Source organism: Microbacterium sp. NPDC089696, from assembly GCF_044749125.1.
Classification (GTDB): Bacteria; Actinomycetota; Actinomycetes; order Actinomycetales; family Microbacteriaceae; genus Microbacterium.
The window spans coordinates 51452-69993 of record NZ_JBIVHF010000002.1; the positions used below are offsets into that span (position 1 = coordinate 51452).

At 70.5% G+C, this 18542-nt stretch carries 20 protein-coding genes and 1 tRNA gene; 8 read left to right on the plus strand and 13 right to left on the minus strand.

Annotation, left to right across the window (positions count from 1 at the left end; translation table 11 throughout):
• Positions 1-2: 2 nt before the first annotated feature.
• Genes ACIPY8_RS10570 through ACIPY8_RS10585 form a run of 4 tightly spaced genes read right to left on the minus strand, consistent with a single transcriptional unit; the run spans position 3 to position 3157 of the window.
• On the minus strand, positions 3-200 hold the full coding sequence (locus ACIPY8_RS10570) for a hypothetical protein (RefSeq protein ID WP_400817822.1): 198 nt from the start codon (positions 198-200) through the stop codon (positions 3-5).
• A 22-nt stretch (positions 201-222) separates the two neighbouring features.
• Positions 223-1161 carry a type II secretion system F family protein gene (locus ACIPY8_RS10575; RefSeq protein WP_400817824.1) on the minus strand — a complete coding sequence of 313 codons (939 nt, stop codon included), beginning with the start codon at positions 1159-1161 and terminating at the stop codon, positions 223-225.
• The gene (locus ACIPY8_RS10580; RefSeq protein WP_400817825.1) at positions 1158-2015 is read right to left on the minus strand and encodes a type II secretion system F family protein; all 858 of its coding nucleotides are present in this window, start codon (positions 2013-2015) and stop codon (positions 1158-1160) included. Before ACIPY8_RS10580 ends, ACIPY8_RS10575 begins: the two co-directional genes overlap by 4 nt.
• Complete coding sequence (locus tag ACIPY8_RS10585; protein ID WP_400817827.1) at positions 2012-3157, minus strand: CpaF family protein; 1146 nt, start codon at positions 3155-3157, stop codon at positions 2012-2014. The genes ACIPY8_RS10580 and ACIPY8_RS10585 overlap by 4 nt, the downstream gene beginning before the upstream one ends.
• A 120-nt stretch (positions 3158-3277) precedes the next feature.
• On the opposite strand from ACIPY8_RS10585, the gene ACIPY8_RS10590 reads away from it, so the two are divergent.
• Together ACIPY8_RS10590 and ACIPY8_RS10595 are read left to right on the plus strand one after the other, a co-directional pair.
• A tRNA-Leu gene (locus ACIPY8_RS10590) sits at positions 3278-3359 on the plus strand.
• 64 nt (positions 3360-3423) lie between these two features.
• Entirely contained in the window at positions 3424-4179 is a 756-nt protein-coding gene (locus tag ACIPY8_RS10595; protein ID WP_400817829.1) for a DedA family protein, read from the plus strand.
• A 20-nt stretch (positions 4180-4199) separates the two neighbouring features.
• Here the strand turns inward: ACIPY8_RS10595 and ACIPY8_RS10600 are convergent, their stop codons facing one another.
• Entirely contained in the window at positions 4200-5066 is an 867-nt protein-coding gene (locus ACIPY8_RS10600) for a Ku protein (protein WP_400817831.1), read from the minus strand.
• A gap of 73 nt (positions 5067-5139) precedes the next feature.
• Between ACIPY8_RS10600 and ligD the strand changes: the two genes are divergently transcribed.
• Complete coding sequence (gene ligD / locus ACIPY8_RS10605) at positions 5140-7107, plus strand: non-homologous end-joining DNA ligase (RefSeq protein ID WP_400817833.1); 1968 nt, start codon at positions 5140-5142, stop codon at positions 7105-7107.
• Positions 7108-7123: 16 nt separating this feature from the next.
• Here the strand turns inward: ligD and ACIPY8_RS10610 are convergent, their stop codons facing one another.
• The gene (locus ACIPY8_RS10610) at positions 7124-8044 is read right to left on the minus strand and encodes a cation diffusion facilitator family transporter (RefSeq protein WP_400817835.1); all 921 of its coding nucleotides are present in this window, start codon (positions 8042-8044) and stop codon (positions 7124-7126) included.
• Positions 8045-8156: 112 nt separating this feature from the next.
• Between ACIPY8_RS10610 and ACIPY8_RS10615 the strand changes: the two genes are divergently transcribed.
• The gene (locus ACIPY8_RS10615) at positions 8157-8366 is read left to right on the plus strand and encodes a hypothetical protein (protein WP_400817837.1); all 210 of its coding nucleotides are present in this window, start codon (positions 8157-8159) and stop codon (positions 8364-8366) included.
• Between the two features lie 47 nt (positions 8367-8413).
• Positions 8414-8581 (plus strand): hypothetical protein, encoded by a 168-nt coding sequence (locus ACIPY8_RS10620; RefSeq protein WP_400817839.1) that lies wholly within the window; start codon positions 8414-8416, stop codon positions 8579-8581.
• A gap of 7 nt (positions 8582-8588) precedes the next feature.
• On the opposite strand, the gene ACIPY8_RS10625 is transcribed toward ACIPY8_RS10620, so the two are convergent.
• The 4 genes from ACIPY8_RS10625 to murI all read right to left on the minus strand — a co-directional run bounded on the left by ACIPY8_RS10625 (position 8589) and on the right by murI (position 11441).
• Positions 8589-9143: a dihydrofolate reductase family protein gene (locus ACIPY8_RS10625; protein ID WP_400820318.1), complete on the minus strand. Its 555-nt coding sequence runs from the start codon at positions 9141-9143 to the stop codon at positions 8589-8591.
• Positions 9144-9223: 80 nt separating this feature from the next.
• Positions 9224-9817: an RdgB/HAM1 family non-canonical purine NTP pyrophosphatase gene (gene rdgB / locus ACIPY8_RS10630; protein ID WP_400817841.1), complete on the minus strand. Its 594-nt coding sequence runs from the start codon at positions 9815-9817 to the stop codon at positions 9224-9226.
• Complete coding sequence (gene rph / locus ACIPY8_RS10635; protein ID WP_400817843.1) at positions 9817-10551, minus strand: ribonuclease PH; 735 nt, start codon at positions 10549-10551, stop codon at positions 9817-9819. Before rph ends, rdgB begins: the two co-directional genes overlap by 1 nt.
• Before the next feature lie 62 nt (positions 10552-10613).
• Complete coding sequence (murI, locus tag ACIPY8_RS10640; protein ID WP_400817845.1) at positions 10614-11441, minus strand: glutamate racemase; 828 nt, start codon at positions 11439-11441, stop codon at positions 10614-10616.
• On the opposite strand from murI, the gene ACIPY8_RS10645 reads away from it, so the two are divergent.
• Positions 11440-12840, plus strand: a complete 1401-nt coding sequence (locus ACIPY8_RS10645) for a nicotinate phosphoribosyltransferase (RefSeq protein WP_400817847.1) — start codon at positions 11440-11442, stop codon at positions 12838-12840. The two genes, murI and ACIPY8_RS10645, sit on opposite strands and share 2 nt — an antisense overlap.
• Before the next feature lie 25 nt (positions 12841-12865).
• Here ACIPY8_RS10645 and ACIPY8_RS10650 read toward each other — a convergent pair whose 3' ends face one another.
• From ACIPY8_RS10650 to ACIPY8_RS10660, 3 genes are read right to left on the minus strand one after another with little or no spacing between them, the layout of a single operon-like run.
• Positions 12866-13132, minus strand: coding sequence for a DUF3039 domain-containing protein (locus ACIPY8_RS10650; RefSeq protein ID WP_028503536.1), 267 nt, complete (start codon positions 13130-13132; stop codon positions 12866-12868).
• Positions 13133-13172: 40 nt separating this feature from the next.
• Positions 13173-14738 carry a hypothetical protein gene (locus ACIPY8_RS10655; RefSeq protein WP_400817850.1) on the minus strand — a complete coding sequence of 522 codons (1566 nt, stop codon included), beginning with the start codon at positions 14736-14738 and terminating at the stop codon, positions 13173-13175.
• On the minus strand, positions 14714-16432 hold the full coding sequence (locus ACIPY8_RS10660; protein WP_400817851.1) for an ATP-binding cassette domain-containing protein: 1719 nt from the start codon (positions 16430-16432) through the stop codon (positions 14714-14716). The genes ACIPY8_RS10655 and ACIPY8_RS10660 overlap by 25 nt, the downstream gene beginning before the upstream one ends.
• Positions 16433-16682: 250 nt before the next feature.
• Here ACIPY8_RS10660 and ACIPY8_RS10665 point away from each other — a divergent pair, with 250 nt between their 5' ends.
• Both ACIPY8_RS10665 and ACIPY8_RS10670 read left to right on the plus strand, forming a co-directional pair.
• Positions 16683-17375: an NTP transferase domain-containing protein gene (locus tag ACIPY8_RS10665; protein ID WP_400817852.1), complete on the plus strand. Its 693-nt coding sequence runs from the start codon at positions 16683-16685 to the stop codon at positions 17373-17375.
• 86 nt (positions 17376-17461) lie between these two features.
• On the plus strand, positions 17462-18451 hold the full coding sequence (locus ACIPY8_RS10670; protein WP_400817854.1) for a hypothetical protein: 990 nt from the start codon (positions 17462-17464) through the stop codon (positions 18449-18451).
• Positions 18452-18542: the final 91 nt, after the last annotated feature.

An 18542-nucleotide genomic window follows, 5' to 3' on the forward strand; every position in this document is an offset into this window, starting at 1 on the left:
CGTCAGAGCCCCGACACGCGCTGGATCGCCTGCTCGAACAGGGCGCTGAGCGCCGGCCCGGCGACCGCCCAGATGAGCACCACGAGCCCCGCGGTCATCAACGTCACCAGAACCCAGCCCGGCACGTCGCCCGTGTCGTCGTCACGCAGGTTCCGAAGGCTCTCGGCGGTCGTCCGCCGCCAGCGTCGCAGTGTGTTCATGTCGTCCTCTCGGTTGGTGCGCTCAGCCGATGCCGAGTCGCAGGATGAACAGGCCCGGGTAGATCGCGAAGAGCACGGAGAGCGGCAGGATCAGGAAGACGAGCGGCAGCAGCATGAGGATCTCCTTGCGCCCCGCCTGCTCGATCAGCACGCGCTTGGCGTCCTCGCGCGCATCCCCCGCCTGAGCCTGGAGCACGCCGGCGAGCGGCGCACCGTGTTCGAGCGCGGCGATCACCTGATCGACCGCGCGGGTGAGCCCCGGGAGCTCCAGTCGCGCCGACATCTCGCGCAGCGCCTCACCGAGCGGTGATCCCGTGCCGGCCGCGAGCACCACGCCGCGCAACTCGGTGGTCAGCTCCCCCGTGCCGACCTGCGCGACCCGGCGCAGCGAATCGAGGAGTCCCTCCCCCGCCGACAGGCACAGCGACAGGAACTCCAGCGTCGTGGGCAGCTCGTCGGTGAGTCGTCGGCGCCGGCTCGTCACCCGTGCCGTGAGCTGCATGTCGTACCCGATCGCCACGCCGGCGCCGGCGAGGATCGGCAGCAGCAACGCCGGGACAGACATCCGTCCGACCACCGCGACCGCGATGAGCGCGAGCGCACCGGCCGCGATGCCGACGACCGTCCAGCCGAGCTGCCTGCTGCGGAAGCTCGTGGGCTCCCGGTCGACACCGGCCTGTGCGAGCCGTCGCCGCAGCGCATCGCCGTCGCCCAGCGTCCGCTCGACGAACGCGAGCACCCGCGCTCGCGACGAACGCTCCGCCGCGGGCAGGGGGCCGACGCGAGGGAGCGCCGAGGAGGGGAGCGCATCGTCGGGGACCGCATCGCGCACGTAGGGAGCTATGCGCACGGAGAGCGGCGTGGCCGACCACCGGGGAAGCGCCGCGAGCATCAGGAGCAGTCCCGCGGCGAGCGCTCCCCCGCAGAGCACCGCGACCGCCGCCGCCGTGAACCCGTTCACCCGAACCACCGCTCGGGCTCCGGGAGCCGACCGATCCGGATCATGATCCGGTACGCGACGACCGACACCGCCGCTCCGATGCAGATCACGGCGACGCCCTCGGCCGTCCCGTAGGCCGCGGCCCCCTCCGGCCGCATCACGAGCAGGCCGAGGACCACCCACGGCGCGACGGCGCCGAGCACGGCCGCCCCGCGGATCCAGGACTGTCGCGCCTCGACCTCGCCGCGCAGCGCGGCATCCGCTCGCACCGACGACGACAGCGCTCGCAGCACCGCGCCGAGTTCCGTGCCGCCCACCTGACGCGCCATGCGCAGCGTCTCGATCATGCGGTCGGCGATCGGGTCGGCGAGCGTCGTCTTGAGGCGATCGAGGCTGGTCTCGAAACGACCGGTCGCACGCAGGTCGCGAGCGAACACGACGAACGCCGGCCTCATCATGAGCGGCGCGGACTCCGCGAGTGATGCGACCGCGTCGGGGAGCGAGAGACCCACGCGGATCGCGGCGATGAGCAGGTCGCAGACGTCGGGCCACAGCTGGCGTCTCACCTTGCGCAGACGCAGGCGCCGGGACCTCAGGAACAGGATCGGCATGCTGCCCGCGGCGCCCGATGCGAGGACGGCGAGCACCGGGATCCCGACGAGAAGCCACACGACCGAGGCCGCGGTGAGCGCGAGGCCGACGATCACGACGACGAGGATGCGCGGCGCCGCGGCAGCGTACCCCGCCTCTTCCAGCATCCTCGCCAGCAGGCCGCGACGCACCGCACGGTCCGTGCTGCCGCCGCCGGGCCACATCCAGGGTGAGATCGTCAGCAGGATGCCGGCGGCGAGCGTCGCACCGAGCAGCGCGGTCATGCGCCGGCCCCGTCACGACGGAAGACCGAGCGCACCTCGATGCGACCGTCCACGATCGCGCCGGTCGGAGCGACGACCTCCTGCACCCGCCGCACGCCGTCGCCGGAGCGGACGCAGTGGACCACGAGGTCGACCGATCCGGCGATCGCCGGTGCGATGAACGCGCGGTCGATGTTGCGGCCGGCGAGCAGCGGGAGGAGGGCGAGCTTCTCGAGCGCCTCCTCGGCCGAGTTCGCGTGCACCGTGGCGGCGCCCGGCACGCCGGTGTTGAGGGCGAGCACGAGGTCGAGCGCCTCGGCGTCCCGCACCTCTCCGACCACGAGCCGATCCGGCCGCATGCGCAGCGCCTCTTTCACGAGCCGGCGCAGCGTGATCTCTCCGGCTCCCTCCAGGCTCGCCTGGCGTCCCTGCAGCGCGACGACGTCGGGGCCCTGCAGCGCGAGCTCGAAGGTCTCCTCGACCGTGATGATCCGCTGCTCCGCAGCAGCGCTCTCGAGCAGGGCGCCCAGCATGGTGGTCTTGCCGGCGTGCGTCGCGCCCGAGACGATCACGCTGCGCCCCGCCCGCAGCCCCGCCGTCAGCTCGGCGGCGAGCGCGGCCGGCAGCGCACCCTGTGCGACGAGCGCGTCGAGGCTCCTGTGCCGGGTGAGGAACTTGCGGATGTTCACGGCCCAGCCGCCGCGCACGACGTCGGCGATCGCGACGTGCAGACGAGAGCCGTCGGGCAACGAGGCATCGACGAACGGCTGGCCGATATCCACCCGTCTGCCGGTGGACTGGAGCATCCGCTCGACGAGATCGCGCAGCTGCACCTCGGTGAGCCGCAGGTCGATCCGCTCGGCGACGCCTCCCCTCGCCACATGCACGCTCCCCGGGCCGTTGAACCAGATCTCCTCGATGTCGGGGTCGTCGAGGAGCGGCTGCAGCGCACCGAAGCCGTGCACGGAGGCGAGCACATCGCTCACACACCGCGCCTCGTCGTCGGCCAGCTCCTCGCCGCGGGCCAGCGCGGTGTCGTTGAAGCGCCGCACCTCCGCCTGGGCGATGGCACGTGCGGCCTGCACGTCGACGGCGGGCTCGATCCCCTCGGCGCGCAGACGTCGCCGCACGCGCTCGGCGATGACGAGGGAGGGCTGAGTCACCCGGGCATCCTCGCAAGAATCCGGCTCGACCCCGACGAGTTATCCACACTGTCCTCATGCGACTGCGGGGCGGATCCCCAGCATCGCGGGATGCCCCGGTCAGTAGACTTATCCCACCGCGCGGGAGTGGTGAAATTGGCAGACACGCAGGATTTAGGTTCCTGTGCCTCAGGGCGTGTGGGTTCAAGTCCCACCTTCCGCACCGATCAGTCGCATCTCCGGCGACCGACGACATCACCGCCGACACAGCTCACGACGGGAATCCCATGCACCACGCCGCACTCCTCCCCTGGCTCGACCCCGCCACCATCATCGGCGCCGCGGGCCCGTGGGCTCTGCTCGTGGTCTGCTTCATCATCTTCGCCGAGACCGGCCTGCTGGTCGGCTTCCTGCTCCCCGGAGACACGCTGCTGATCATCGCGGGCCTCCTCACGCACACGAGCAACGTGTTCGGCGTGAACATCTGGATCGTCTCGCTGCTGATCGCGCTCGCGGCCTTCATCGGCGGTGAGGTCGGCTACGTGATCGGCCACAAGGGCGGTCCCGCGGTGTTCGAGCGCAAGGAGTCCGGGCTCTTCAGCAAGAAGAACGTCGAACGCACGAACGCGTTCTTCGAGCGGTTCGGCGGCATCACCGTCATCCTCGCCCGCTTCGTGCCGATCGTGCGCACCTTCGCGCCCGTCGCGGCAGGTGTGGGCCACATGCCGTGGCGCAAGTACTCGCTCTACAACTTCATCGGCGCGATGATCTGGGGTTTCGGCCTCACGATGGTCGGGTACCTGATCGCGTACATCCCCTTCATCCGCGACCTGGTCGTCGAGTACATCGACATCATCCTGCTGATCGCGGTCGGCGGCACCGCTGTCGTGACGCTGTGGCACTACCTGGTCGAGCGCCACAAGGCTCGCAAGGCCGCGGCCTCCGGCGATGGTGCGACGGATGCGGCCGAGGCCGAAGAGCTCGCGCTCGACCCCGAGGTCTTCGACCGTGCTCCCGACCTGGACGGCGACGGCAAGCACTGACCCCGGCAGGCGGATGCCGGTCAGCCGGCCTTCTTCTTCGACGTGCCCGTCTTCTTCTTCGGCTTCGCGTCCTCGTCGGCATCCGCGCCGCCTGAGCGTGCGGCCTTGGACTTCGCGACGCTCGCGCGCAGCGCCTCCATGAGGTCGATGACCTCACCGCTCTTGGCATCGCCCTCGTCCTCGCCGAACGTGTCGGCGACGTCGAAGGTGTCGCCCGCGTCGATCTTCGCGTCGATGAGGGTGCGCAGCTCCTTCTGGTACTCGTCGACGAACGACTCGGGGTCGAAGTCCGCCGAGTAGCTGTCGACGAGGGATGCAGAGAGCTCGAGCTCCTTCTTCGAGATGCGCACGTCCTCGTCGAGCGAGGGGAACTCGGCCTCGCGGACCTCGTCGGCCCACAGCAGCGTCTGCAGCACGAGAACCTTGCCGCGCACGCGCAGCGCCGCGAGCCGCGTCTTCTGCCGCAGCGTGAAGCGCACGATCGCGGTGCGGTCGGTCTGCTCGAGGGTCTTGCGCAGCAGCACGTAGGCCTTGGGGGACTTCGAGTCCGGCTCGAGGTAGTACGGCTTGTCGAGGGTCAGCAGGTCGACCTGGTCGGAGGGCACGAACTCGACGACGTCGATCTCGCGGCTCTTCTCGGCGGGCAGCGCCGCGAGATCGTCCTTGGTGAGCACGACGGTCTGCCCCTCGTCGACGTACGCGCGGTCGATGTCGGCGTACGCGACCGTCTCGCCGCAGATCTCGCACGTGCGCTGGTAGCGGATGCGCCCGCCGTCCTTGTCGTGCACCTGATGCAGCGGCACGTCGTGGTCCTCGGTCGCGGAGTACACCTTGACCGGAACGTTCACGAGACCGAAGGTCAGCGCGCCCTTCCAGATCGTCCTCATGGGAACAGTGAACACCAGTCACACGGGTCACAGCCAGTCCCTTGACTATGCCGGCGCTGACTACGCTGGCTCCATGGCAGGCGAGGCGCAGAACGTGGAGATCGACGGCCGCCGCCTGCGCGTCACGAACCTCGACAAGGTCGTGTACCCCGAGACCGGCACCACCAAGGGCGAGGTGTTCGCGTACTACACGGCGATCGCCCCGCTGCTGCTGCCTCTGCTCGACGGCCGTCCCGTCACGCGCAAGCGCTGGGTCGAGGGAGTCGGCACGACGGATGCTCCCGCCGACGCGTTCTTCACGAAGCAGCTCGAAGCCGGGGCGCCGCGCTGGATCCCGCGTCAGGCGATCCAGCACTCCGACGGCCCCAAGGAGTACCCGCTGGTCGAAGACGTCCCCGCCCTGGTGTGGCTCGCGCAGGTCGCGGCGATCGAGCTGCACGTGCCGCAGTGGCGCTTCGACGCCGACGGACTGCCCGGTCGGCCGGACCGTCTCGTGCTCGACCTCGATCCCGGTCCGGGCGTGGGTCTCGCGCAGTGCGCCGACGTCGCGCGCCTCGCGCGCGGCATCCTCACCGGGATCGGACTCGATCCGCTGCCCGTGACGAGCGGCAGCAAGGGCATCCACCTGTACGCGTCGCTGCCGGGTCAGCAGACGAGCGACGAGATCTCCGCGGTCGTGAAGGAGGTCGCCCGGCTCATCGAGTCCGAGCATCCTGACCTGGCGACCAGCACGATGGCCAAGGCCGCGCGAGGCGGCAAGGTGTTCCTCGACTGGAGCCAGAACAACGGCAAGAAGACGACGATCTCGCCGTACTCCCTCCGGGGGCGTGCGCAGCCGTGGGTCGCCGCCCCGCGGACCTGGGACGAGCTCGACGACCCCGACCTCGCGCAGCTCGACATCGAGCAGGTCCTCGAACGTGCCGCCGCGGGCATGGATCCCCTCGCGGCCCTGCGGCCGGAGAATCCGGCGGTCCCGCGCGACTCCTCGGAGAGAGAGCCCGCTGCGCGCACCGAGCGCACTGCTCGCAAGGAGCACCGTCCCCGCATCGCTGCGGCACCGGCCGCCGACGCCGTCCCGGCATCGCTCTCCCCCATGCTCGCCGAGAACGGGACCCCGGCGATCGCGCGCGGCCTGAGCACGCCGCCCTGGGTCGAGGTGAAGTGGGACGGCATCCGTGCGGTCGGCACCTGGTCGCAGGGACGGATGCAGCTGCATGCCCGCAGCGGCATAGACATCACGGCACGCTATCCCGAGCTCACGGCCGATGGTGCACCCTTCCTCCCCGCGGACGACGCGATCGTCGACGGGGAGATCGTGGCCTTCGACGCGCAGGGGCGCCCGAGCTTCTCGCTGCTGCAGAACCGGATGCACCTGACGCGCGCTCGCGAGATCGAGCGCGAGGTCGTGCGCACCCCGATCGTGTACCTCGTGTTCGACCTGCTGCGGTTCGACGGTCACGATCTGTCGACCATGCCGCTGTCGCAGCGGAGGACGCTGCTGGAGGACGTGGTCTCCGATCTCGACGCGCCCATGCGCGTGCCCCCGGTGTTCGACGATCTCGACGCCGCTCTGGCCGCGAGCGAGGAGTTCGGCCTCGAGGGCGTCGTCGTCAAGGACCCTCGATCGTCGTACCGCCCGGGACAGCGCTCCCCTTCCTGGCTGAAGCTCAAGCACACCCGCATGCAGGAGGCGGTGATCGTCGGCATCCGCCCGGGCAAGGGCGATCGCGAGGGGACGTTCGGATCCCTGCTGCTCGCCGTGCCCGAGACCGGGCGACTGCGCTATGTCGGACGCGTCGGCACCGGGTTCACGGATCGGATGCTGCGCGATCTGCTCGCACGCCTCGCGCCGCTGCGCGTGGAGGAGGCCCCGCTCGACGGAGTGCCCGCACCGGATGCGTCGGACGCCCTATGGGTGCGGCCGGAACTCGTCGGCGAGGTCGAGTTCGCGAACTGGACACCCGACGGCGTGCTGCGTCACGCGCGCTGGCGGGGTCTCCGCCCCGACAAGTCTCCGGACGAGGTCGTCGTCGAGAGCTGAGAAGCGGCCGGGACGCTCAGGCGTGGTGAGGTTCGCAGTCCGACTGCTCGGCCGGTTCGATCTGGAACGTCGAGTGCTCGACGTCGAAGTGCTCGGCGAGGCACTCCTGCATGTCCGTCAGCAATCGGGCGGAGCGCCCCTCGGCGAGCAGTGCGGGCTCGACGCTCACGTGCGCGCTGAACACCGGGGCGCCACGGGTGAGCTGCCACACGTGCACGTCGTGCACGCCGACCACGCCCTCGTAGTCCAGGAGGTGCCGGCGGATATCGGCCACGGCCGTGCCCTTCGGCGCCGATTCCGACAGCACCGAGAACACCTCGCGCAGCAGGGCGATCGCCCGCGGGATGATGAGCACCGCGATCGCCATCGACGCGATCGCATCCGCCGGCATCCATCCGGTCGTGACGATCACGATCGCCGCGACGATCACCATGGCCGAGCCGATCAGGTCGCCCATGACCTCGAGGTACGCGCCGCGTACGTTGATGCTGGTGCGCTGCGCGCGGCTGAGCAGCCACATCGAGATCGCGTTGGCGATCAGGCCGACCGCCGCGACGACGAGCATGAGCCCACCGGCGACCTCGACCTCGCCGGGGTTCAGCAGACGCCCGATCGCCTCGATCCCGACCCAGCCGGAGAGCACGATGAGGATGATCGCGTTGATGAGTGCGCCGAACACCTCGGCGCGCTGGTAGCCGAAGGTGCGACGGTCGTCGGCAGGACGCGCAGCGACCGCGGCGGCGATCAGGGCGATCACGAGCGCCGAGGCGTCGGTGAACATGTGCGCCGCGTCCGCGAGCAGCGCCAACGAGCCCGTGAGGATCGCGCCGACCACCTGCACGACCATGATGGTCGCGGTGAGGGTCAGCGAGATCGCCAGGAGGCGACGGTGGCCGGCCGAACGGATGCCGCCGGCGGCGGGCGCGTGATCGTGCATACGACCAGGTTAGGGTCGGTTTCCGCTCCGGGAGGGCGGATCCGCGTACTCGGGAATGGTGATGATTCTCAGTAGGACCATCGGGCTCTGCGCGCTCGCCTATCATCGTCCCATGCCGCCCATCCACGTCGCGTTCATCGTCATCGGGACCGCGCTCTTGCTGACGGGCGTCTCGCTCGCAGTGAAGTATCGCCGCGACGGTGGCGTGGAGATCTACAGTCGGAAGTGGTACGTCACTGTGATCCTCGCATCCGCCGGGGCGGCCCTCGCGACCGTCCCGGCGGTGCATGTGTGGGTGCTTCCCGCGCTGGGGTTCTCGTAGTCACACGATCGAGCATGAGCCACGCGCATCCTCAGTAGACTCCGGGCATGATCCGCAACCCGTTCCTTCCCTCGATCCCGGAGCTCCTCCTCATCCTCGGGATCGCGGTGGTCGTGATCGCGGTGATCGTCGCCGTCATCCTCGTATGGCGAAGCCGTCGGGACCCGCGGGACCCGCGGGTCCCGCGGGACGACGACCCCGGCGGTAAGCACTGATCATCTCCTACCGCGCGCGGGTGTACTCCAGCACGACGCAGCCGTTGTCGTAGGTGCGGGCCCGATCGAGGGTGAAGGCCGTGGGCTGGAAGCCGTGGCTGACCATCGGGATGCCGGAGCCGGCGATCACCGGGTACTTCTTGACGATCAACCGGTCGATCTCGTCGAGCAGCACGCCCGCGAGGCCGGCGCCGCCCGCGAGATAGATCCCGAGCCCGTCCTCGGCCTTGAGCTCCCTGACGCGTGCCACGGGGTCGGTCCGCACGATCTCGACGTTGTCGTGCGCCGGGACGTCGATCGTGGAGCTGACGACGACCGTGCGCAGGTGCGAGTACGGATCGAGCACACCCTGCTCGAGGGCGGGCTCGTAGGTGCGGCGCCCCATCACGACGGCGTCGAAGCTCGCGAGCGGCTGGTCCGCTCCCCCGCGCGCCGCGCGCACGAACGCCGGCTGCAGATCGGCGAGCTCCGTACCGAGCGTCTCGGCGAACGCCGGCGTCACGGGGAAGAAGTCGACCTCGTCGTCCGGCCCCGCGATGAACCCGTCGAGGGTGACGCCGATGTAGTACGTGAGCTCTCATGCGCATCAGCTAACCACTACGCATGAAGTACGTCAAGCGTAGTGGTTGATGACGCGATCGATCAGAGCCCGGTAAGCAGGGGCACGAGCTCCTCGAACGCGCGCGCCCGGTGCGACTGCGACTGCTTCTCCTCGGCCGTGAACTCGCCCACCGAGCGCTCCTCCCCCGCGGGCTGGCCGTCGGGGAGGAAGATCGGGTCGTAGCCGAACCCTCCCTCGCCGGACGCCGCGTGCGCGAGGCGCCCGGGCCAGAGCCCTTCCACGACGCGCTCGGTGCCGTCGGGCGTCACGAGCGCGATGGTCGAGGTGAAGTGCGCAGTGCGGTGCGGATCCGCGATGTCGCGCAGCTGGTCGAGCAGCAGGTCGAGGTTGGCCGCTGCGTCCTTCTTCTGCCCCGCCCAGTAGGCGGAGAACACGCCCGGCGATCCGCCCAGCACATCGACACAGATGCCGGAGTCGTCGGCGAGCGCCGCGAGTCCGGTGTGCGCGGCCGCCGCGCGCGCCTTGATGAGCGCGTTCTCGGCGAAGGTCACGCCGTCCTCCACAGGCTCGGGCCCGTCGTAGGCGACGATCTCGAGATCGGGACGCGTGAGAGACACGATCTGCTGGAACTCCGCCACCTTGTGCGGGTTGTGGGTGGCGAGGACGACCTTCATCAGCCCGCGAGCGCCGTCAGCTGGTGGGTCTTCAGGTCGGCGCAGCCCGCGACGCCGAGGTCGAGCAGTGCGTCGAGCTCACGCTTGTCGAACGGCGCACCCTCGGCGGTCCCCTGCACCTCGACGAACAGACCGCGACCCGTGACCACGACGTTCATGTCGGTCTCGGCGCGCACGTCCTCGACGTACGCGAGGTCGAGCATCGGCTCGCCATCGATGATGCCGACGGAGATCGCCGACACCGAGTCGATCAGCGGCGACGAGTTCTTCGCGATGAACTTCTTCTCGCGCCCCCACTCGATCGCGTCGGCGAGGGCGACGTAGGCGCCCGTGATCGCCGCGGTGCGCGTGCCGCCGTCGGCCTGCAGCACGTCGCAGTCGATCACGATCGTGTTCTCGCCCAGCGCCTTGGTGTCGACGACGGCACGCAGCGCGCGCCCGATGAGGCGCGAGATCTCGTGCGTCCGACCGCCGATGCGTCCCTTGACGCTCTCGCGGTCGTTGCGGCTGTTCGTGGCCCGAGGGAGCATCGAGTACTCGGCGGTGACCCACCCCTTGCCCTTGCCGGTGAGCCAGCGCGGCACGCCGTTCGTGAACGAGGCGGTGCACAGCACCTTGGTGCCGCCGAAGCTGATCAGCGCCGACCCTTCGGCGTGAGCGCTCCAGCCGCGCTCGATCGTGACCTCGCGGAGCTGGTCGGTGGAGCGGCCATCGGCACGGACGATGTCTGACATGGTGTTCCTTCGGTCGGGGGACGCGGGATGGTCTTGCGGCGGCGGGGAAGCGGTGGGGCGGATCAGTGCGCGACGTCGGGAAGCGTGATGACGCCGGTCTGCACGAGCTGCACGTCGCGCACCTCGCGGCCCATCAGGCGGTTCGCGAGAGCCGTGAACTCGGTGGCGGACGCCCCCGTGGCCTCGTAGACGTACGAGGCCGAGGCATCGGCGGTCGCGAGCAGGTCGCCGCGCACCAGCTGGCGGAACACGTCGCCCGCGGTCTCGTCGTCGCTCGACACGAGCGTCACGTCCTCGCCCATCACGTAGCTGATCGCACCGCGCAGGAACGGATAGTGCGTGCATCCGAGCACGAGGGTGTCGACCCCGGCGTCGCGCAGCGGCGCGAGGTACTCCTCGGCCGTCGCGAGCACCTCGGGGGTGTCGGTGATGCCGGCCTCGACGAACTCGACGAACCGGGGGCACGCCGCCGTGAAGACCGACAGTCTCTCGTTCACCTCGAGCATGTCCTGGTAGGCACGCGACCCGATCGTGCCGACCGTGCCGATCACGCCGACCCGGCCGTTGCGCGTGGTCGAGACGGCGCGGCGCACGGCGGGAGCGATGACCTCGACGACCGGGATGTCATAGCGCTCGCGCGCATCGCGCAGCATCGCCGCGGATGCCGTGTTGCAGGCGATCACGAGCATCTTCACGCCCTGGTCGACGAGCGTGTCGAGCACCTCGAGCGCGTAGCGCCGCACGTCGGCGATCGGCTTGGGGCCGTAGGGCGAATGCGCGGTGTCGCCGATGTAGACGAACGACTCGCGGGGCAGCTGGGCCCGGATGGCCCTGGCCACCGTGAGCCCGCCGACACCGGAGTCGAAGATTCCGATCGGCGCGTCGTTCATGACTCCCCAGCCTAGTCGCGCCCGCCCCGGCACGCGCGCCGACGACGAGCGGAGTCGTCACTATGCTGAGCGCATGACGACGTCCACGGCGCTTCTGACCGATCGTTACGAGCTCACGATGCTCGCCGCCGCCCTCCGCGACGGGACAGCCGCTCGCCCGAGCGTCTTCGAGCTCTTCTCCCGCCGACTCTCCGGCGGTCGCCGCTTCGGTGTCGTCGCCGGCACCGGACGCCTGCTCGGCCTGCTCCGAGACTTCCGCTTCGGCGACGACGAACTGCGGTTCCTACGCGACAACGACGTGGTGGACGCCTCCTCGCTGTCGTACCTCGAGGACTACCGCTTCACGGGCTCCATCCGCGGCTACCGGGAAGGTGAGCTGTACTTCCCTGGTTCCCCGATCCTCACGGTCGAGGGCACCTTCGCGGATGCCGTCGTGCTCGAGACCCTCGCCCTGAGCGTCCTCAACCACGACTCCGCCGTCGCGACGGCCGCCGCGCGCATGAGCATCGCCGCCGGGGAGCGCCCCCTCGCCGAGATGGGGTCGCGCCGTGCCGCCGAACGCTCGGCCGTCGCCGCGGCGCGCGCCGCGTACATCGCCGGCTTCGGCGCCACGAGCAACCTCGAGGCCGGCCGACTGTGGGGCATCCCCACGATGGGCACGGCCGCGCACTCGTGGACGCTGCTGCACGACACCGAGGAGGAGGCGTTCCGCTCGCAGATCGACAGCCTCGGCACCGACACGACGCTGCTCGTCGACACCTACGACATCCGCACGGGCGTGGAGACGGCGATCCGCGTGGCGGGCACCGGCCTCGGCGGCGTGCGCCTCGACTCGGGCGACCTGCCGATCGTCGCGGCCGAGGTCCGTGCGCAGCTCGACGAGCTCGGTGCGACCGGCACGCGCATCACCGTCACGAGCGACCTCGACGAGTACGCGATCGCGACCCTGGCCGCCGCTCCCGTCGACGCGTACGGCGTGGGCACCTCCGTGGTCACGGGATCGGGGTACCCGACCGCCAGCATGGTCTACAAGCTCGTCGCCCGGCAGGGGTCGGACGGCGCCTGGGTCGGCGTCGCGAAGGCGTCGACCGACAAGGCATCGCACGGCGGTCGCAAGGCCGCGTTCCGCACGATCGTCGACGGCGTCGCGACCACCGAGACCGTCGTCGTGTCGGACGGGTTCGAGCAGCTCGACACCGCCGCCGATCACCCGGACGGACGCGCGCTGCAGGTGACCTTCATGGAGGCCGGCGACATCGACGCGGCCTACGAGGGCGTCGAGGGAACGGCGTCCGCCCGCGCGCACCACCTCCGCGTGCGCGAGGAGCTCCCGGTGCGCGCGCTCGCGCTCAGCAAGTCGGACCCGGCGATCCCGACGCTCTTCGTCGACGCCGACTGACCGGCGGTGAGGTGACAGGCGGCGGTCAGCCGACCATCGACTCGTAGATCTCCTTGCACGTGGGGCAGATCGGGAACTTCTCCGGGTCGCGACCCGGGGTCCACTTCTTGCCGCACAGCGCCCGCACCGGCTTGCCGGTGATCGCGGACTCGAGGATCTTGTCCTTCTTCACGTAATGGGAGAAGCGCTCGTGGTCGCCCGGCTCGAGGTTCTCCTCGCGGAGGAGCTCTTCCAGTTCGCGATCGAGCGTTGCCACGCCGCCCTGATCGGGGCTGTCCAGCGGAGTACTCATGCGCCGAGTCTAGCCGCGCCAGGACGCCGATGGGCGGCCGTCATGCGGTCTCGACGAACTCCATCAGCCTCTCGCCCTCGTGCTGGAAGATCCGGCCGCCGATCACCACGCCGAGCGCGAGGACGATCGCACCGCTCCCGAGGCCTGCCCAGAACGTCGCCGGCGCGTACGCCGAGTCCTCGACGGTCGTCAGCGCGAACAGCCAGATCGTCGGTCCGCTCAGCACGATCGCCCCGAGGAACGCCGCTGCCGGCCCGTAGGCTCCCCGAGAGGTGGGGCGCTGCGGCTGCTGGAAGGGACTGTCGCCGGGCCTGGACACCGCGTACGGCGCGATGACCGACACGATGCTCGACAGCCCGAGCGCCGACAGCAGCAGGCTCGCCCCGACCCCCACGAGGGGAAGCAGGAGGCGCCAGTCGTCGATCGACAGCAGCGTCAGGGGCACCGCGATCGCGAGCACGGGCAGCGCCACGAGCAGCACCGGAACGAGGCGGCCGAGACGATCGGGAACGCCGCGCACGCCGCTCGCGACATGGGTCCACAGCGCGGTCGAGTCGTAGGCGACGTCGTTGTGCGGGAGCCAGCCGAAGAACAGGGCCATGACGGGGACGGGGATGAGGGCGGCGATCTCGAGCGGCACACCCGCGACGACGAGCGGCAGCACGGTGAGCACACCGGCGACGGGCACCACGATCACGTTCATGATGTAGCGGCGATCGCGCAGCCAGTACACGAGGCTCCGCGCGGCGATCGCCCCGAAGGCGTTCGACGGCAGCAGGCCGAACCAGCCGAGACCAGTTCGCTCCCGTGAGGCCACCGGACGCTCGGTCGTCGTCAGCAGACGGCGCACCAGCCAGGACCACAGCACCCACAGGACCGCTGCGGTGGCGAACGCCACGAGACCGCTGACCCAGGCGCCCGCGACGTCATCGGCCGCGGCCGCGAACAGGAAGCGCGGCGCCGCGGCGAGCGGCGTGACGCCCACGGCGGTCGTGATGCTCCCCACGATCGCGGGCACCTGACCGTCCCACTTGAGCGAGGCGAGGAAGACCGCGACGGGGAAAGCCACGACGATCACCGCGAGCGCGAACAGCGCGGTCAGCTCCCGCGACCGGCGCTCGGGCAGCAGCAGCGCGTTGACGGCCATGCCGACGCGCGCCGCCAGGATCGTCGAGAGGGCCCCGACCACGGTGAGGAGAACGGCCGCAGGCCACGGCGCACCCAGCCGGACGGCGACGACGCACATGCTCACGTGCACGGCGATCACGGCGAGGCTCGGCACGCTGATGAGCGACGCGAGGGCGAGGACCCCCGGCATCCGCCGCTCATCGACCCCGAAGACGGCGAAGCGGCGGGGATCGAGCTGGTCGACGGCACCCACGAGGATCGGCCCCACGAGGAAGCCGAGGAACAGTGCGGCGCTGCCGAGCACGACGACCGTGCGCGCGACGTCGACGTGCGCGGTCTCGAGGGTCAGCACCGCAGCGCACACCAGTGCCGTGATGACGACCACGACGGCGAGCATGAGCAGTGTCCGCACCCGACGTTCGCCGCGGAGCGATCCGATCAGGAGCGCCGCCCTCAGTCGGAGAACGTGTGCAGCCACTCGAGCCCCTCCACCTCGCCGATTCCGCCGGAGAGCTCGACGAAGCGCGCCTCGAGCGTCTGCCCCGCGCGCACCTCGTCGATCGTGCCCTCGGCGAGGACGTCACCGCCCACGATGATGGCGACACGCGAGCAGACGCGCTCGACCAGATCCATGCCGTGGCTCGAGAGGATGACGGTGCCGCCGTGCGCGACGTAGGCGCGCAGGATGTCGAGGATCACCGCGGAAGACACCGGGTCGACGGCCTCGAACGGCTCGTCGAGCACCAGCACGCGCGGCGAATGGATCATGGCTCCCGCGAGCATGATCTTCTTCGTCATGCCCGCGGAGTAGTCGGAGACCACACGTCCGAGTGCATCGCCGAGGTCGAAGGCCCGGGCGAGATCGCCCACGCGCTTCTCGATCACGTCCGATGCCAGGCCGCGGAGCAGACCGTAGTAGTAGAGGAGCTGACGCCCCGTGAGTCGGTCGAACGTGCGCAGCCGGTCCGGCAGCACACCCATCATCCGCTTCGCCGCCAGCGGGTTCGACCGCTGGTCGACACCGCAGATCACGACCTCGCCGCTGTCGGAGCGCAGCAGGCCGGCGACGATCGAGAGTGTCGTGGTCTTACCCGCGCCGTTCGGCCCGACGATCCCGTAGAACGACCCGGCGGGGACCGTGAGATCGACGCCGTTGACGGCGATGTGATCGCCGAAGCTCTTCACCAGACCGCGGATGCGGATGGCCTCGGTCGCGGATGCCGCGGCGCCGGTCGACGTGGGCTCCTCGGCAGCGGCACCGTCGACGACCGGGACGACGTCCTCGATGGCCGCGGCCTCATCGGTCGGGGCAGACTCTTCGATCCCGACGGCGTCGTCGGTCACGACCGCGTCATCGGTGCGGGCAGGCTCCGCGGCGGCGGCCGGCGCATCGGTGGCGGCGGGCTCCTCGGTCGCGACGACGTCCTCGGTCGCCGCGGGAGCCTCGACGGGAGCGGCTGCAGCGGGCTCGATCTCGACGGGCGTGGCCTCGACGGGCGGCTCGGTCGCGATCATCGCAACCTCCTCGACCTCGGGGGTCGCGTCCTCTCGGGCCGCCCGCGCCTCGGCCTCGGCCTTCGCCGCGGCCGCCTTCGCGGCCCGGGTGGCGGCCGCCTTCTTCGCCGCGGCCGTCCGGTCGGCCGCGGTGCGGGCCGCGGTCGTGCGCGCCGTGCTCTTCTGCGCCGCGGACTTCTCCGCTGCGGCCTTCGCCGCGGCGGTCTTCGCGGTGGCCGTGCGCGCCGCGGTCTTGGCTCCCTCGGTCCCCTCCCCCGACGCCTTCGCCGCGGCGCTCCTGGCGGCCGCGGTCCGTGCCGTCGCGGAGCTCGTCCGCGACGTGGTCCGCTTCGCCGCGGCCGTTTTCGCAGCCGTCGTCTTCGCAGCCGTCGTCTTCGCGGCCGTCGTCTTCGCGGCCGTCGACTTCGCGGCCGTCGACTTCGACGAGCCGGTGGGAGCGGTTCCACCCGTGGCGGCGGCCCCGGTCCCCGCACCCGGCTTCGAGACCGGTTCCGCGACCACCTCCACGGTCGCCGCCGCTTTGTCGGCGGCGGAGCGCGCGGGGGTCCGCGGGGCGGGCGCCCGCTTCGCCGGGGTCTTCCGAGCCGGCGCCTTCTTCTGGGGCGGGGTCACGGCGTCGGCCACCGGATCGGTGCGGTCGTCGGGGGAAGCAGTCACCGTCCTACGGTATCAACGGGGTGCGATAATTCCTCCGTCCGGTGCAATAAATCACGGACGCGCGCCGGAATCGCGCCCGCCGTGTCAACCCCTGGACGAATCTGAGTGTTCGGTGTGTACTGGATCACGAAACGGCAACGGGGCGCTCCTGCCCCGGTCCTTCCCAGGCTGTATCGCTAGCATGACTCACGGCACGACGAAGTGTCCGGTCGGTGAACCGACCGTGAACACCTAATCCTTAGGAGCACTCGTGACTCTTCAGACCGTCATCCTCGCCGCAGGCATGGGCTCGCGCCTGGGCCGTGCGCTGCCCAAGCCGCTGACCGAACTGAGCGACGGCCGCACGATCATGCGTCAGCAGCACGACAACATCCGCGCCGCCTTCGGCTCGGACGCGCGCATCACCACCGTGGTCGGCTACCGCGCCGAGACCATCATCGAGGCGTTCCCCTCCGTGAACTACGTGCACAACGAGCGGTACGACGAGACCAACACCTCGAAGAGCCTGCTGCGCGCCCTCGGCGCGACGGGCCGCTCGGGCGTGCTCTGGATGAACGGCGACGTCGTCTTCGACCCGATGATCCTCGGCCGCGCCGCCGAGTTCATCGAGCGCGACCAGTCCTTCGTCACCGTCAACACCTCCAAGGTGAGCGACGAGGAGGTCAAGTACACCGTGACCGCCGAGGGCTTCATCAAGGAGCTGTCGAAGACGGTCAAGGGCGGTCTCGGCGAGGCCGTCGGGATCAACTACATCTCCTCGACCCACAAGAAGGCGTTCATGCGCCAGCTGCAGCGCGTCGAGGACCAGGACTACTTCGAGCGCGGCCTCGAGCTCGCGATCGCCGAAGACGGACTGCTGCTCGAGCCGATGGACGTCTCCGACCTGTACGCGGTCGAGGTCGACTTCGCCGAGGATCTGGAGCGGGCGAACCTCTTCGTCTGATCCGCACGGCATGCACGAAAGCCCGGCCCCGTCAACGGGGCCGGGCTTTCGGCGTTCTCGCGGCATCCGTTCCTAGGATCGGGACCATGGCTCCGAAGGTGCACAAGATCCACTCGCTCCCCGACGACGCGCCCTGGGACAGGGGTGTGCCCCCGGTCGGCTCGACCGAGCATCCCCTGATGGTGCGGGGGCTCGACCGGGTGCTCGCGATCCAGCGCCCGCTCGTCCTCGCGCACATCCGGAGCATCCGCCTGCGCAATCCGCACGCCACCCCGTCGGAGATCATCCGCATCCTGGAGCGACGCTACCTCGCAGCCGTGACCACAGGAGGCGCCGCGGTCGGCGCGACCGCCGTGGTCCCCGGCATCGGCACGGGGGTCACGCTCGCGCTCTCCGGCGTGGAGACCCTGGGGTTCATCGAGTCGACCGCGCTGTTCGCGCAGTCGGTGGCCGAGGTGCACGGCATCGCGGTGTCGAACCCCGATCGCGCACGGGCGCTGGTCATGACGCTGATGCTCGGCAAGGAGGGCGTCGCCCTGGTCGGGCAGCTCGCGGGACAGGCCAGCGGTCGTGGCGGGACGCGCTCGTCGTATTGGGGCGAGCTCGTGACGAAGTCCCTCCCCCGCGCGGCCGTCGGCCCTCTGGTCGACCGCCTCAAGAGCATGTTCGTGAAGCAGTTCGCCGCGAAGGGCGGGGCGTCCTTCCTCGGCAAGGCGCTGCCCTTCGGCGTGGGTGCGGCGGTCGGCGGCGCCGGCAACCACATCCTCGGTCGACGCGTGCTCACCACCTCTCATCACGCGTTCGGGGCCGCCCCCGTGGGCCTTCCGATCGAGCTCGAACCCGTGGACGGCGCAGAGAAGGTCGAGCTCCGGGTACTGCACGGCGCGCAGTACGTCGCGGGGGCTGTGGCGGGCGCGGCGGGGGTCGCCGCCCGCGGTGTGGGCTGGGCCGGCCGCAAGGTCGCCGCGGTCGGTCGCGGACGGCGCGCGCAGGATGCTCCCGGCATCACGGCCTCCGGCGAACACGACCTGCCCGAGGGCGGCTGGTCCTCGCCCTCGGGCGACGCACGGGAGTGACCGACGCCCCGCGGCGTACGCGACAGGCGCCAAAGGATCCGGCGAGCCGTTGTGGCGAGCATCCAACGGGGCGGGCCGTGGCGACGATAGG